General features: G+C 57.8%; 11 protein-coding genes. 8 read left to right on the plus strand and 3 right to left on the minus strand.

Features of this window, described 5'->3' with window-relative positions:
• Window positions 1-99: 99 nt before the first annotated feature.
• From rimP to AACY08_RS24535, 8 genes are all read left to right on the plus strand, one after another.
• Window positions 100-558 carry a ribosome maturation factor RimP gene (rimP, locus tag AACY08_RS24500; protein WP_049713475.1) on the plus strand — a complete coding sequence of 153 codons (459 nt, stop codon included), beginning with the start codon at window positions 100-102 and terminating at the stop codon, window positions 556-558.
• A 47-nt stretch (window positions 559-605) separates the two neighbouring features.
• Window positions 606-2,087 carry a transcription termination factor NusA gene (gene nusA, locus AACY08_RS24505; protein WP_049711491.1) on the plus strand — a complete coding sequence of 494 codons (1,482 nt, stop codon included), beginning with the start codon at window positions 606-608 and terminating at the stop codon, window positions 2,085-2,087.
• Window positions 2,088-2,114: 27 nt separating this feature from the next.
• Window positions 2,115-4,625: a translation initiation factor IF-2 gene (gene infB / locus AACY08_RS24510; protein WP_339471739.1), complete on the plus strand. Its 2,511-nt coding sequence runs from the start codon at window positions 2,115-2,117 to the stop codon at window positions 4,623-4,625.
• Between the two features lie 159 nt (window positions 4,626-4,784).
• Window positions 4,785-5,180 carry a 30S ribosome-binding factor RbfA gene (rbfA, locus tag AACY08_RS24515; protein ID WP_065875288.1) on the plus strand — a complete coding sequence of 132 codons (396 nt, stop codon included), beginning with the start codon at window positions 4,785-4,787 and terminating at the stop codon, window positions 5,178-5,180.
• A gap of 3 nt (window positions 5,181-5,183) precedes the next feature.
• Entirely contained in the window at window positions 5,184-6,101 is a 918-nt protein-coding gene (truB, locus tag AACY08_RS24520) for a tRNA pseudouridine(55) synthase TruB (RefSeq protein WP_016976825.1), read from the plus strand.
• Window positions 6,102-6,260: 159 nt separating this feature from the next.
• Window positions 6,261-6,530 carry a 30S ribosomal protein S15 gene (rpsO, locus tag AACY08_RS24525; RefSeq protein WP_003176135.1) on the plus strand — a complete coding sequence of 90 codons (270 nt, stop codon included), beginning with the start codon at window positions 6,261-6,263 and terminating at the stop codon, window positions 6,528-6,530.
• 194 nt (window positions 6,531-6,724) lie between these two features.
• Window positions 6,725-8,830: a polyribonucleotide nucleotidyltransferase gene (gene pnp / locus AACY08_RS24530; protein WP_339471740.1), complete on the plus strand. Its 2,106-nt coding sequence runs from the start codon at window positions 6,725-6,727 to the stop codon at window positions 8,828-8,830.
• Between the two features lie 294 nt (window positions 8,831-9,124).
• Entirely contained in the window at window positions 9,125-9,745 is a 621-nt protein-coding gene (locus AACY08_RS24535; protein WP_339471741.1) for a BON domain-containing protein, read from the plus strand.
• Window positions 9,746-9,978: 233 nt separating this feature from the next.
• Here AACY08_RS24535 and AACY08_RS24540 read toward each other — a convergent pair whose 3' ends face one another.
• The 3 genes from AACY08_RS24540 to AACY08_RS24550 all read right to left on the minus strand — a co-directional run bounded on the left by AACY08_RS24540 (window position 9,979) and on the right by AACY08_RS24550 (window position 14,940).
• Window positions 9,979-12,909 (minus strand): DUF748 domain-containing protein, encoded by a 2,931-nt coding sequence (locus tag AACY08_RS24540; protein ID WP_339471742.1) that lies wholly within the window; start codon window positions 12,907-12,909, stop codon window positions 9,979-9,981.
• An 87-nt stretch (window positions 12,910-12,996) separates the two neighbouring features.
• Window positions 12,997-14,013 carry a class I SAM-dependent rRNA methyltransferase gene (locus AACY08_RS24545; protein WP_339420300.1) on the minus strand — a complete coding sequence of 339 codons (1,017 nt, stop codon included), beginning with the start codon at window positions 14,011-14,013 and terminating at the stop codon, window positions 12,997-12,999.
• 57 nt (window positions 14,014-14,070) lie between these two features.
• Window positions 14,071-14,940, minus strand: a complete 870-nt coding sequence (locus AACY08_RS24550) for an oxygenase MpaB family protein (protein WP_339471743.1) — start codon at window positions 14,938-14,940, stop codon at window positions 14,071-14,073.
• Between the last annotated feature and the right edge of the window lie 14 nt (window positions 14,941-14,954).

Consider the following 14,954-nt stretch of genomic DNA (forward strand, 5'->3'; position numbering starts at 1 on the left):
ACACTTTCAACGCCGCTGTTCGACGGCGTTTCAAGGATGGGCGTTTCGCCCATTTTTTTATTTTGCACAGCATGCACATACATGCACGAGGGGGTTCAGGTGTCGAGCAAGCTAGAAGAGTTGCAGGCCTTGCTGGCCCCGGTGGTCGTGGCCCTAGGCTATGAATGCTGGGGTATTGAGTTTTCGGCTCAAGGTCGCCACTCAATGTTGCGCGTTTATATCGATAAAGAGGGCGGCGTGCTGGTGGACGATTGTGCCATTGTCAGCCGTCAGATCAGCGGTGTGCTGGATGTTGAAGATCCAATTGCTGTTGAATACACCCTCGAAGTTTCCTCGCCAGGCATGGAACGCCCACTGTTCACTATTGATCAGTTTGCAAAATTTGCCGGTGAACAAGTGAAGATCAAGCTGCGATCCCCGTTCGAAGGGCGACGCAATTTTCAGGGCCTTCTGCGCGGTGTAGAAGAGCAGGACGTTGTGGTGCAAGTGGAAGACCATGAGTTCCTGTTGCCGATCGATATGATCGACAAGGCCAACATTATTCCCAGTTTTGGCTGAGACGCGGATCCCGCGGATCCAATGGCTTGCGAAAGGCGAGGCGTACGATGAGCAAAGAAGTACTGCTGGTTGTTGAGTCGGTATCCAATGAAAAGGGCGTACCGGCAAACGTGATTTTTGAAGCGCTGGAGCTGGCCCTGGCCACTGCTACCAAAAAGCGTTTTGAAGACGAAGTAGATCTGCGTGTGGAAATCAACCGCCACACCGGTGCCTATGAGACTTTCCGTCGCTGGACGGTCGTCGAAGAAGCCGATCTTGATGATCCGGCCATCGAAACCTGGCCGAGCAAGGTTGCCGAAACGCACCCTGGCGCCAATGTCGGTGATGTCGTAGAAGAAAAGATCGAATCGATCGAGTTCGGCCGTATTGCTGCACAGACCGCCAAGCAGGTCATCGTGCAGAAGGTTCGCGAAGCCGAGCGCGCTCAAGTCGTTGACGCTTATCGCGAGCGCCTGGGTGAAATCATCTCCGGTACCGTGAAAAAAGTCACCCGCGACAACGTGATCGTTGACCTGGGCAACAACGCTGAAGCGTTGCTGGCCCGTGAAGACATCATCTCTCGCGAAACCTTCCGTGTCGGCGTGCGTCTGCGTGCGCTGCTCAAGGAAATCCGCACCGAGAACCGCGGCCCTCAGTTGATCCTGTCGCGTACCGCGCCGGAAATGCTGATCGAGCTGTTCCGTATCGAGGTGCCGGAAATTGCCGAAGGCCTGATCGAAGTCATGGCTGCGTCCCGCGACCCGGGTTCGCGCGCCAAGATCGCGGTCCGTTCCAAGGACAAGCGTATTGATCCGCAAGGTGCTTGCATTGGTATGCGCGGTTCGCGCGTCCAGGCAGTGTCTGGCGAGCTGGGCGGTGAGCGTGTGGATATCGTGCTGTGGGACGATAACCCGGCTCAGTTCGTGATCAACGCGATGTCGCCGGCTGAAGTGGCGGCAATTATCGTTGACGAGGATGCCCATGCAATGGACATCGCCGTTGGCGCAGACAACCTGGCTCAGGCCATTGGTCGTGGTGGTCAGAACGTGCGTCTGGCCAGCCAACTGACCGGTTGGACCCTGAATGTGATGACCGAATCGGACATCCAGGCTAAGCAGCAAGCAGAAACCGGTGACATCCTGCGCAACTTTATCGAAGAGCTCGAAGTCGATGAAGACCTGGCACAGGTGCTGGTAGATGAAGGCTTCACCAGCCTGGAAGAGATTGCCTACGTACCGTTGGAAGAAATGCTCAACATCGACGGCTTTGACGAAGACACCGTCAACGAGCTTCGCGCTCGGGCCAAGGATCGTTTGTTGACTAAAGCCATCGCTACTGAGGAAAAGCTGGCAGACGCCCATCCGGCCGAAGACCTGCTCTCGCTTGAGGGTATGGACAAGGATTTGGCGATGGAACTGGCGGTGCGCGGCGTAATTACCCGCGAAGACCTGGCCGAGCAGTCTATTGACGATCTGCTCGACATCGACGGCATTGACGAAGATCGTGCCGGCAAGTTGATCATGGCCGCCCGAGCCCATTGGTTCGAGTAACTAGGCGCGGCCTGAGGAGAGAAGTGCATGACGCAAGTCACGGTGAAACAACTGGCCGATGAGGTCAAAACACCGGTAGAGCGCCTGTTGCAGCAGATGCGTGAGGCAGGTCTGCCGCACACCGCCGCCGATGAAGGTGTGAGCGATAGTGAGAAGCAGTCTTTGCTGACTCACTTGAAGAGCAGCCACAAGGCGAAAGTGGAAGAACCGCGCAAGATTACATTGCAGCGCAAAACCACCAGCACACTGCGTGTTGCGGGTAGCAAGAGCATCAGCGTTGAAGTACGTAAGAAGAAAGTCTTCGTACAACGCAGCCCGGAAGAAATCGAAGCCGAGCGCAAACGCGATCTGGAAGAACGTCGCGCAGTAGAAAATGCTGCTCGTCAGAAGGCTGAAGAAGAAGCCAAGCGTCGCACCGAAGAAGAAGCGCGTCGCCAGCCTGCGACTACTGAATCGGTCTCCGCGCCTAGCGCGCCAGTAGAAGCTGTGCGTGAGGCCGCTCCGGTTGCCGCGGCACCAGCACCTGCTGCTGATGCCCGCAAGCGCGAAGAACCTCGCCGTCCGGACAAACCACGTGCTGACGATAGCAATCGTCGCGGCGGCGGCGGTGATGGCGAGCGCAAAAATGCTCCGCATCGTGCCTCGGTCAAAGAGAAAGCGCCTGCGCCACGCGTTGCCCCACGTACTACCGACGAAGAAAGCGATAGCTTCCGTCGTGGTGGTCGCGGCAAGGCCAAGCTGAAAAAACGCAACGCCCACGGTTTCCAGAGCCCAACCGGCCCTGTCGTGCGTGATGTGCAGATCGGCGAGACCATCTCTGTTGGCGATCTCGCCAATCAGATGTCGGTCAAGGCTGCTGAAATCATCAAGTTCATGTTCAAACTGGGCACCCCAGCGACCATCAACCAGGTGCTTGATCAGGAAACTGCTCAGCTGGTAGCCGAAGAACTGGGCCACAAAGTGACCCTGGTCAGCGACACCGCCTTGGAAGACTCCCTGGCCGAGTCCCTGAAGTTTGAAGGTGAGACGTTCTCCCGTGCACCAGTTGTGACCGTAATGGGCCACGTTGACCATGGTAAAACTTCCCTGCTCGACTATATCCGTCGTGCCAAGGTAGCTGCTGGCGAAGCCGGTGGTATCACCCAGCACATCGGTGCGTACCACGTTGAAACCGAACGCGGCATGGTCACCTTCCTCGACACCCCAGGTCACGCCGCGTTTACCGCAATGCGTGCCCGTGGTGCCAAGGCAACTGATATCGTGATCCTGGTAGTTGCAGCGGACGACGGCGTGATGCCGCAGACCATTGAAGCTGTCCAGCACGCCAAGGCTGCGGGTGTTCCACTGGTTGTTGCAGTGAACAAAATCGACAAGCCGGGCGCCGATCTCGATCGCATCCGTAGCGAACTGTCGGTTCACGGCGTGACTTCCGAAGAGTGGGGCGGTGATACGCCGTTCGTTTCGGTCTCGGCTAAAGTCGGTACTGGTGTAGACGAACTGCTCGAGGCAGTCCTGCTGCAAGCCGAAGTACTCGAACTGAAAGCAACGCCATCGGCTCCAGGTCGCGGTGTTGTGGTTGAATCGCGTCTCGACAAAGGTCGTGGTCCGGTGGCAACTGTTCTGGTTCAAGACGGTACCCTGCGCCAAGGCGACATGGTGCTGGTCGGTTCGAACTATGGCCGTGTACGTGCCATGCTCGACGAGAACGGCAAGCCAATCAAAGAAGCCGGTCCTTCCATCCCTGTCGAGATCCTCGGCCTGGACGGTACTCCGGACGCTGGCGACGAGATGAGCGTGCTGTCTGACGAGAAGAAAGCCCGTGAAGTGGCTCTGTTCCGTCAAGGCAAGTTCCGCGAAGTCAAACTGGCTCGTGCTCATGCCGGCAAGCTGGAAAACATCTTCGAAAACATGGGCCAGGCAGAGAAGAAGACGCTCAACATCGTCCTCAAATCTGACGTCCGTGGTTCTCTCGAAGCGTTGAACGGCGCCTTGAACGGCCTGGGTAACGACGAAGTGCAAGTGCGTGTTGTCGGTGGCGGTGTCGGTGGTATCACCGAGTCCGACGCCAACCTGGCACTGGCTTCCAACGCTGTACTGTTCGGTTTCAACGTGCGTGCCGATGCTGGCGCTCGCAAGATCGTCGAGCAGGAAGGCCTGGACATGCGTTACTACAACGTCATCTACGACATCATCGAAGACGTCAAGAAAGCCCTCACCGGCATGCTTGGCAGCGATGTCCGGGAGAACATCCTGGGTGTGGCCGAGGTGCGTGATGTGTTCCGCTCGCCGAAATTCGGCGCGATCGCCGGTTGCATGGTTATCGAAGGTGTTGTGCACCGTAACCGTCCAATCCGTGTACTGCGTGAAGACATCGTTATCTTTGAAGGCGAGCTGGAATCCCTGCGCCGCTTCAAGGATGACGCTTCCGAAGTGCGTGCCGGCATGGAATGCGGTATCGGCGTCAAGAGCTACAACGACGTTAAGCCTGGCGACAAGATCGAAGTCTACGAGAAGGTCCAGGTTGCTCGCAGCCTCTAACTCGCGCACTTCAGGAGCCACACGGCGTGTGGGCATGCAAATGCCTTGCGCTGTGTCCGGACTCTAAACGCAACGCCCGGTCTGGCTTTTGTCAGGCCGGGCGTTTGCCGCTTTCAGACCCCACGGGTTTCACCGTGTGGCAGTAACAGGTAACAAGACATGGCAAAAGAATACAGCCGTACCCAGCGTATCGGCGATCAGATGCAGCGTGAGCTGGCACAACTGATCCGTCGCGAAGTCAAAGACCCCCGCGTTGGCCTGGTCACCATCACCGCCGTTGAAGTGAGCCGTGACGTGGGTCACGCCAAGATCTTTATCACCGTGATGGGGCAGGACAACAGCGAAGAAATTGCACAAAGCATCAAGGTGCTCAACTCGGCAGCGGGTTTCCTGCGCATGCAGTTGGCCCGTGAGATGAAGCTGCGCAGCGTTCCTCAGTTGCACTTCCACTACGACGAAAGTGTCGTGCGTGGTGCGCACCTGTCGGCTCTGATCGAGCGCGCCGTGGCTGAAGACAGCCAGCGCCCGTCCACACCTGAAGACGCCAAGGAGTAAGCGGTGGCTCAGGTCAAACGTATACGTCGCAACGTCAGCGGCATCATTCTGCTCGACAAACCCATTGGCTTTACCTCCAATGCCGCGTTGCAGAAGGTCCGCTGGCTGCTCAATGCCGAGAAGGCCGGGCACACCGGCAGCCTCGACCCCTTGGCCACTGGCGTGTTGCCGCTGTGCTTTGGCGAGGCGACCAAGTTCTCGCAATACCTGCTCGATTCCGACAAGGGTTATGAAACCCTGATGCAACTGGGCAAGACCACCACCACGGCCGACGCCGAAGGTGATGTTTTGCAGGTTCGCGACGTGACCGTTGGTCGTGCTGATATCGAAGCTGCTTTACCCGGTTTTCGTGGGCAAATCAGTCAGATACCGCCGATGTACTCGGCGCTCAAGCGCGATGGGCAGCCTCTTTACAAGCTGGCACGTGCGGGCGAAGTAGTGGAGCGCGAACCGCGTTCTGTTACTATTGCGCGCTTGGAATTGCTCGCCTGTGAAGGCGACACCGCCCGCTTGGCCGTGGACTGCAGCAAAGGCACCTATATCCGTACCCTGGTGGAAGATATTGGTGAAAAGCTCGGTTGCGGTGCGTACGTTGCAGAACTGCGACGCACCCAGGCCGGTCCTTTCAGCCTGGCCCAGACGGTCACGCTGGAAGAGTTGGAAGCGGTACATGCCGAAGGTGGCAACGAAGCGGTTGATCGCTTCCTGATGCCTTCAGACAGCGGCTTGCTGGATTGGCCGTTGCTGCACTTCTCGGAGCACAGCGCGTTCTACTGGCTCAACGGCCAACCGGTGCGTGCCCCGGATGCCCCGAAGTTCGGTATGGTGCGGGTACAGGATCATAACGGTCGCTTTATCGGTATCGGTGAAGTGAGCGAAGACGGGCGCATCGCGCCGCGTCGACTGATTCGGTCAGAATGACCGGAACCAGTTTGTGGTAAAAGCGCAGTAGCTTTTACGCAAACTGGAACGAGTGTGGCTGTTAACAGGCACGGTCAACACTCATTTTTAGATACAGGGATTTATCCCTGGCCTGTTGAAACTGCCCTTTGGGTGGTTTCCTGAAAAAAGGATTGCCTCATGGCTCTCGACGTTCAAGAAAAAGCACAAATCGTAGCTGACTATCAGCAAGCTGTTGGTGACACTGGTTCGCCAGAAGTGCAAGTTGCACTGCTGACCCACAACATCAACAAGCTGCAAGGTCACTTCAAGGCCAACGGTAAAGACCACCACTCCCGTCGTGGTCTGATCCGCATGGTAAACCAGCGCCGTAAGCTGCTGGACTACCTGAAAGGCAAGGATCTGGGTCGCTATCAGGCTCTGATCGGTCGCCTGGGTCTGCGTCGCTAATAAGCGATTGCGCTAGAGGTTGGTTGTCTGCCGTGTGTCAGTGGGATTCCCGCTGGCCCATGGCAGGCTCCCAGCCTCAAGTTTTATCTGGATACACGTTTTACCCTGGACGAGGGTCGGGCCGATTCCCGACATTGCCCAAGAATTTCGCAAGAAGACACGTTCCCCAAGAGCCACAAAGAAGGTAGGACACCGTGAACCCGGTTATCAAAAAATTCCAGTTCGGTCAGTCGACCGTTACTCTCGAGACAGGCCGTATCGCCCGTCAAGCCTCCGGCGCAGTGCTGGTTACCGTTGACGACGACGTTACCGTTCTGGTGACCGTTGTTGGCGCCAAGACCGCTGACCCGAGCAAAGGCTTCTTCCCTCTTTCCGTTCACTACCAGGAAAAGACTTACGCTGCCGGTAAGATCCCTGGCGGTTTCTTCAAGCGTGAAGGCCGTCCTTCCGAGAAAGAAACCCTGACTTCCCGACTGATCGACCGTCCGATCCGTCCGCTGTTCCCAGAAGGCTTCATGAACGAAGTGCAGGTTGTCTGCACCGTCCTTTCCACCAGCAAGAAGACCGATCCGGACATCGCTGCGATGATCGGTACCTCGGCTGCCCTGGCTATTTCCGGTATTCCTTTCGATGGCCCGATCGGCGCTGCCCGCGTTGCCTTCCACGAAAGCACCGGTTACCTGCTGAACCCGACTTACGAGCAACAGAAAGCTTCGAGCCTGGACATGGTCGTAGCCGGTACCTCGGAAGCCGTGTTGATGGTTGAATCGGAAGCCAAAGAGCTGACCGAAGACCAGATGCTGGGCGCCGTGCTGTTTGCTCACGACGAGTTCCAGGTTGTGATCAACGCTGTTAAAGAATTGGCTGCCGAAGCTGCCAAACCAACCTGGACTTGGGCTCCACAGCCTGAAGCCACCGCACTGCTGGGCGCTATCCGTGCCGAATTCGGCGACGCGATCTCCCAGGCCTACGCCATCACCGTCAAGGCCGACCGTTACGCTCGCCTGGGTGAGTTGAAGGATCAGGTTGTTGCCAAGCTGTCCGGTGAAGAAGGCCAGCCTTCTTCCAGCGAAGTCAAAGCTGCCTTCGGTGAAATCGAATACCGCACCGTTCGCGAAAACATCGTTAACGGCAAGCCACGTATCGACGGTCGCGACACCCGCACTGTACGTCCGCTGAACATCGAAGTCGGCGTTCTGCCGAAGACTCACGGTTCGGCCCTGTTCACCCGTGGTGAGACCCAGGCTCTGGTCGTTGCAACACTGGGCACCGCCCGTGACGCACAACTGCTGGACACCCTGGAAGGCGAGAAAAAAGACCCGTTCATGCTGCACTACAACTTCCCTCCGTTCTCGGTAGGTGAGTGTGGTCGCATGGGCGGCGCTGGTCGTCGCGAAATCGGTCACGGTCGTCTGGCGCGTCGTTCGATCGCCGCCATGCTGCCGGCTGCGGACGTGTTCCCGTACACCATCCGTGTTGTGTCGGAAATCACTGAGTCCAACGGTTCCAGCTCCATGGCTTCGGTCTGCGGTGCTTCCCTGGCGCTGATGGACGCGGGTGTGCCGATGAAGGCACCGGTTGCCGGTATCGCCATGGGCCTGGTTAAAGAAGGCGAGAAGTTCGCCATCCTGACCGACATCCTGGGTGACGAAGACCACCTGGGCGACATGGACTTCAAAGTGGCCGGTACCGCCAAAGGTGTTACCGCGCTGCAGATGGACATCAAGATCAAGGGCATCACCGAAGAAATCATGGAAATCGCTCTGGGCCAAGCCCTGGAAGCGCGCCTGAACATCCTCGGCCAGATGAACCAGATCATTGGTCAGTCCCGTACCGAACTGTCGGAAAATGCTCCGACCATGATCGCGATGAAAATCGACACCGACAAAATCCGTGATGTTATCGGTAAAGGTGGCGCGACCATTCGTGCGATCTGCGAAGAGACCAAGGCTTCGATCGACATCGAAGACGACGGCTCGATCAAGATCTTCGGCGAAACCAAGGAAGCTGCAGAAGCGGCGCGTCAGCGCGTTCTGGGCATCACCGCGGAAGCCGAGATCGGCAAGATCTACGTCGGTAAGGTTGAGCGCATCGTCGACTTCGGCGCATTCGTCAACATCCTGCCGGGCAAAGACGGTCTGGTTCACATCTCCATGCTGAGCGACGCTCGCGTTGAGAAAGTGACCGACATTCTGAAAGAAGGCCAGGAAGTGGAAGTACTGGTACTGGACGTGGACAACCGCGGCCGTATCAAGCTCTCCATCAAGGACGTAGCAGCAGCCAAGGCTTCGGGCGTTTAATTACCCACGCTGTAGGCTGAAAAAAAGGACTCTTCGGAGTCCTTTTTTTATGCCTATAAGAAAATCTCTAGAAATCAGTCGCTTAGTTATACCTAAAACCCGCAACTTGCATGCAGGCAAGTTCCTCTTCATGCAAGTTGCACGATTTCGAAGAAAGAAGATTTTATTAAGCTATTGATTTATAAGGATTTAATTGGCGAGCGTGAGTTGGCACAGTGCCTGCAACAACCCTGTTAGCGCTGCAGCATCAAGGTTCACACACTGCAGTCTTTTAATAAAACAGGAGTTACTCGTATGAAGAAGTTCGCTCTCGCTACTGCTACCGCTCTGACCCTGGCCATGGGTGCTAACGTGGCCTTTGCCCAGACTTCCCAAGCGCCAATGACCCTGGCTGCTGGTGAAGTGACCAAGGCTAAAGAAGCCACCTCGGACACTTGGATCACTACCAAAGTCAAAGCTGACCTGCTGACTGAAAAAGGCATCCCGGGCTCGGATATTGAGGTTGAAACCAACAAAGGCGTGGTTTCCCTGTCTTCCGAAGTCGCTGTCTCGGACGCTCAGAAAGCCACTGCTGTGGCGATCACCAAGAAAATCAAAGGTGTGACTGCGGTTTCTGCTGATGGCCTGATGGCTGGCGGTGCAACTAAAGCCGATAACATGGACAAAACCAAGGCCGCTGCTGCTGACGCCAAAGGCGCTACCTCGGATACTTGGATCACCACCAAAGTGAAAGCTGACTTGGTAACCGAGAAAGGCATTCCTGGCACCGACATCAAAGTCGAAACCAACAAAGGCGTGGTTTCCCTGTCGTCCTCTACTGCCGTGACTGAGTCGCAGAAGGCCACTGCCGTGGCAATCACCAAAAAAATCAAAGGCGTTAAAGCTGTATCGGCTGATGGCCTGAAAGCAGAGTAACGCTCCAGAATTCGCCTGAACTAAACGTCGGCGGCGGCGAGTGAGCTAGATATACACTCAACGCACCTCCACCAGTTCATGCGACCGACCACACGGATGTGGTCATTACAGGCCCCGGCACTTGTGTCGGGGCCTGTTCTATTCTGGCTCGGAATACGTTTTGTAGGCTTATGAAGATCAAATGTGGGAGCGAGCAAGCCCGCTTCCCCATTCAGGTGTGCGTAGAGGTCGGGTCACTCAGCATCCAGATGCATCGGTGTCACCACTCGACCATCTTTCTCTGCCTGCCCCAGGTTGGCATCGATGAAGTACACCCGGTCATCTTCCAACTGTCCTTTGTCTACCAGGTAATCCTTGATAGTGCTTGCGCGGTCTTGGCCCAACTGGCGCAGCAACACATCACTGCCACTCCAGAATTTGATAACGCCGTCCTTCAGCTTGGCGGTACGTTCATCGCGGCTGAGGTCTTTCCACTCCGCCGGCGGCTGCTGTTTCAGACGGGTGCGGTAGATGCCTTCCAGCAACGGTGCTTTTTCACTTTCCGGTACTTCCAGCAAGGAAGCCTGGGCCGGAACCTTGTCACCACGGCGTTGCAGCATCTTGTAGTAGTTGTATTGGTATTCGCGTTCCAGGCGCTGCGCGGCGAGGAACGGCCCGTCGCTGCTGGCAGCGGCCGTGCCTTCGATTTCCAGGCGCAGCGCAGGGCGCTCTTTAAGCGCCTTGGCCAGCGTGTTCAAGGCGCCCTCGGCGTCTTTGTTCAGCTCGCTGGAACCCGGGCCGAACGAGACATTACCGAGGTCTTCCGAGCCCCCACCGGTCACCAGCCCACCGATGAACTTGAAGGGCGCCGTCGCCGCGCGGGCCACGAGATTGCGCAGGGTCTGCCAAACGATCGGCATTACGCTGAATTGGGGATTGTTCAAATCGCCCGTCACTGGCAACTCGATGGTGATTTTGCCGTTAGTGTCTTTGAGTAGCGCAATCGCCAGGCGAATCGGCAAGTCCACCGCATCAGTGCTGTCGACCTTCTCGCCCAGTTGCAATTGTTCGACGACCACTTTGTTTTCGGCCTTCAATTGGCCCTTGGTGATCACGTAGTGCAGGTCAAGGTTGAGTCGGCCCTTGCGGATACGGAAGCCGGCGAACTTGCCGGAGTAGGGCGTCAGGTTAGTCAGTTCGACGCGCTTGAAGCTGGTGGCGATGTCCAGCGCCGCCATTGGATCAAACGGGTTCACGCTGCCTTTGATGGTGACGGGCGCGTAACGGTCCACCTTACCCTTGATGTCGACGCTGGCCGGTTTGGCCTGTCGGCTGTCGATAGTGCCGATTTGTCCGTTGAGTTGTTGAATCGCCGTGGCGAAGTTAGGTGTGAGGCTGAAGTCGGCAAAGTTGGCGGAGCCGTCGTTGATCGCAATCTGGCCGATACGAATGCCCAGGGGCTTATCTTTGCTGGCCGGTTTGGCTGCTGACTTAGCACCACTGTCGGCCGGCTGTGGAATCAGCAGGTCGTCGATGTTGGTGGTGCGGTCATCATTGATCATGAAGCGCGCATACGGTTGCTGCAGGTTGACCTTGTCGATCGACAGGCTGTCGCCGTGCTGATAGTTCACGCCTTCGAGTACCAGGCGCTGCCATTTGAGGAAATCGCGCGTTTTGAGGGTGTCCAGGGTGTGCAGTTGGTCGACCTGCGCCCGACCGGTGACCTGCAACTTCAGAGGGGCGGTGCCTTTCAGGTTCACATCGAGATTGCTGCTGAGCATGCCGCTACGCAGTTCCAGGCGGATGAACGGACTGATGTAGGACTGGGCGACCCGCAGGTCGATGTCTTGGGTATTTACCTTCAGCTTGGCGCTGACTGGGTTGAGGTTGACCTCTCCGGTCGCCTGGATTTTGCCTTGTTTGCCCAGCCCCGTGTCGAGCTTCAAGGTGAACGGGTTCTGGTTGAGGCTATCGAAGTTCTGCACATCGACGTTCAACGGGCCCAGTTCCAGCGCAACCGCCGGCTTGGCCTGACGGTCGGCCAGGTGCACTTGATAGTTGCGTAGTTGCACATCCTTGAGCAGGACCTGCCACGGTTTGCTCGGCGCCGCAGGTTCGGCTTTTGGCGAGTCGGCAGTGGCCGGAGCGCTGACAGGCTCCGGCGCCTTGGCGGGTTTACTGGGTTGACTGGCGAACAGTTTCTGCCAGTCCAGTTGCCCATCGGCCTCAAGGGCCGCCCAGGTTTCCAGCTTGTTGCTGCGGATCTTACCGACGATTACCTGCTGCTTGGCCAGGTCCACCGTGGACTCGATGACGTCCAAGCGCTCCAGGCGCACCAACGGGCGGCCGTCCGGTGCTTTGATGGCAAATGGCGCGATGCTGGCGGCGGTGTTGGTCAGGTTCAGTTCAGTCTCTTTGGCCAGGCTGAACGTGTATTCGGTGCTGAAGTTGAGCACACCGTCTTCCAGCACCAGGGGCAAGGCGTCACGTACATAGGGCCACCAGGCTTTCATCTTGCCATCGGTGACCTTCAGTGTACCTTCGGAGGTAATCGGCACCAGGCTGAAACTACCTTTCCAATCGATTCTCCCACCGTCAGGCCCCGCCGCGACCAGCGTCATGTCGGCATTATCTTCAGGCAGGGTGCTGAGGTTTTTCAGCTCGAAGTCGAGTGAGTCGTATAGAAATTCGATAGGTTCGCTGGGGCGTAAGTCTTGAAAGTGCACATAGCCGCTCGACAATTTGATGCCATCGACACGTAACGGGAAAGGCTTGGCATCCGGATCGGCCGGGGCGGGCTCGCTGGCGGGCAACTTGAACAACTGCGCCAGATTCAACTTGCCGGACTTGTCGAACAGCAACTCGGTCTTGGGCTTGTCCAATTGCACATCAGCCAGGTGCAGGGCTCGGGTCCATAGACTGTCGATTTGCAGGTTGGCGTAGAGGCGTTCGAACCCCACTTGTTCATTGCCAGGCTCGCCTATTTTGAGCCCCCATGCCGTCACTTCCAGACTGAACGGGTTGAGCTCTATTCGCTCGATCCGCGCTGGCACCGTCGCGTAATTGGCCAGTTGCTGGTTGGCAATGCGAAGCGCGATACCGGGGAGAATCAAAAAGCCCAGCAAGCTGTAAAGGGCAAGGGCGGTCAACAAAGCGCCAGCGGCGCGAATCAATCCTTTGGGCATGGGGCGGCGCCATCTATATCAAACAAGAGTGCCTTGGAGTATGGCACGGGTTTTCGGTTCCGAAGCGCAGGGCCTTTGGGAAACGCCTTACAGTTGGAGTATCAGGGTTTTCAGCGGGGGCTGTTGATCCTGTGAGGGAAAGTCCGCACCGGGCGTCATGATTGTCCAGTCACGCACCGGGCGCCCGGCCTTTTGCGCACAACGCAGCACCTGTTCGCGCCAATCCTCCATGCTGACCTTTGCCAGGTTGTTGCAGCAGATCAGCACGCCGTTGTCTGCGGTGGCAAGCAATGCGGGTTTGAGCAGGCTTTGATAGTCGCGCAGCAGGTCGACGGTGCCGAACGCGCTCTTGGCCCAGGCCGGAGGGTCCAGCAATACCAAGTCGTATTGACGTTGCTCCAGGCGCGGATAGCTTGGCAGTTTCTGCCCGCGACGCTGGGTGATCGGCAGGCCCGCCAGTTGGCGGATCGCCGGGAAGTAGTCGGATTGCACGAATTGCAGGGTCGGCAATTGTGGGTTCAGCAGGCTATTTTCGCGCCCGACTGCGAGGTTGCCCTCGGCGAAGTCCAGGTTACATACCTCGCGGGCACCACCGGCGGCCGCGCTCAGGCCGACGCCGCAGGTATAGGCGAACAGGTTCAGCACGCTTTTACCGGCGCTGTGCTCCTTGACCCAGCCCCGGGTGTTGCGCAGGTCGAGGAACAGCAGTGGATCCTGCCCAGCATGCCGCCCGCGTACGCGGTAATTGAGCCCCCACTCGTGACCCACCAGGTCTTCCAGTGCAGCAGGTTCGGCACGATACACCGTGTCTTCGCGGTCAACGCGCGAATTGCCACGGGAACGGTCGTTGTAGACCAGTAGCAATTCCAGGCCCAAGTACTGGTTGATCTGTTGATGCAGGTCCAGCAGGTCTGCCGTTTCCAGGGACTGGTGAAAGCTCTGCACCAGCAGTTGAGGGCCGTAGCGGTCGATGGTCAGGCCGCCAGCGCCTTCCTGGCTGCCGTGGAACAGCCGGTAGCAGTCGGTGTCTTGGGCGTGCAGTTCGCTGATCAGGTCTTGGCGATGATCGAGGGCGGCGCGCAGCGCCTGATTCAAGGAAGACATGGAGCGCGCCTTGCTGGGGAAATGAGGGCGCGAAGTTTAACAGTTATGCGCCGTCGCCTACATCAACCCCATCCGCCGATGGGCCCGTTGCACCGAACCATTGCGCATCGCCCAACGCAGCATCGGCGCACTGCGTTTGACCCCGGCACGGATCATCTGGCGTTGCAGCGGACTCTGGTGCTGACCGAGCATGGCGCTGGCCCAGTCAGGCAGCAGGTCGATCCCGGCTCGCATCATCAAGGCGCCAAAGGGCTTGGCAAGGGTACTGGGGGAGGGCGCATTCAGCAGCAGGCGCAACACTTCCCGGCTGCGGTCATCGCACAGCAACTGCGGACGTATGCGTGCCAGATAATCCGACACTTCCTGCCGGGAATGCGGAACACCCTGCGCGCCCAGACGCTCGGCCACCAAGGCAATTTCACTGTAGTAACGGTCCTGGTCTCGACCTGAAAGGTGCGGGTTGCGGTAGCGAAGGTGGGCGGCCAAGAAGTTACTGACCTCCGCGACATGCACCCAAGTCAGCAGCTCCGGGTCGCTGGCCGCATAAGGTCGCCCGTCCGGCGCATGGCCGACCACCTGCAGGTGAATGGTGCGGACTTTCTCGATCAGCCATTCGGCATCTTTTCGCGCGCCAAAGGTGGTGCCCGAGATGAACTGCGAGGTACGCCGCAACCGCCCGAGCATGTCCTGGCGAAAATTGGAATGGTCCCACACACCCGCCAGGGCCAGTGGGTGCAAAGCTTGCAGCATCAAGGCACTGATGCCGCCGATAAGCATACTGCTGAAATCGCCATGTACTTGCCAACTCACCGAGTCGGGCCCGAACAGGCCTGGGTCGCCCTTGGGGTTTTCCAGGTCCAACTGGCCCAGCGACAAGCCGGTCAGGCTCATCAGCTGGTTTTCGATACGGCTGCGGATAAATTCCATGGCGACTCGGGGCT

Source organism: Pseudomonas sp. EL_65y_Pfl1_R83, from assembly GCF_963970695.1.
In the GTDB taxonomy this organism is placed as follows: domain Bacteria; phylum Pseudomonadota; class Gammaproteobacteria; order Pseudomonadales; family Pseudomonadaceae; genus Aquipseudomonas; species Aquipseudomonas tritici.

Coding starts and splice junctions, on each gene's coding strand:
- AACY08_RS24535 (WP_339471741.1), top strand. CDS start 9,125: ATGAAGAAGTTCGCTCTCGCTACTGCTACCGCTCTGACCCTGGCCATG.
- AACY08_RS24540 (WP_339471742.1), bottom strand. CDS start 12,909: ATGCCCAAAGGATTGATTCGCGCCGCTGGCGCTTTGTTGACCGCCCTT.
- rpsO (WP_003176135.1), top strand. CDS start 6,261: ATGGCTCTCGACGTTCAAGAAAAAGCACAAATCGTAGCTGACTATCAG.
- nusA (WP_049711491.1), top strand. CDS start 606: ATGAGCAAAGAAGTACTGCTGGTTGTTGAGTCGGTATCCAATGAAAAG.
- AACY08_RS24550 (WP_339471743.1), bottom strand. CDS start 14,940: ATGGAATTTATCCGCAGCCGTATCGAAAACCAGCTGATGAGCCTGACC.
- AACY08_RS24545 (WP_339420300.1), bottom strand. CDS start 14,013: ATGTCTTCCTTGAATCAGGCGCTGCGCGCCGCCCTCGATCATCGCCAA.
- infB (WP_339471739.1), top strand. CDS start 2,115: ATGACGCAAGTCACGGTGAAACAACTGGCCGATGAGGTCAAAACACCG.
- rbfA (WP_065875288.1), top strand. CDS start 4,785: ATGGCAAAAGAATACAGCCGTACCCAGCGTATCGGCGATCAGATGCAG.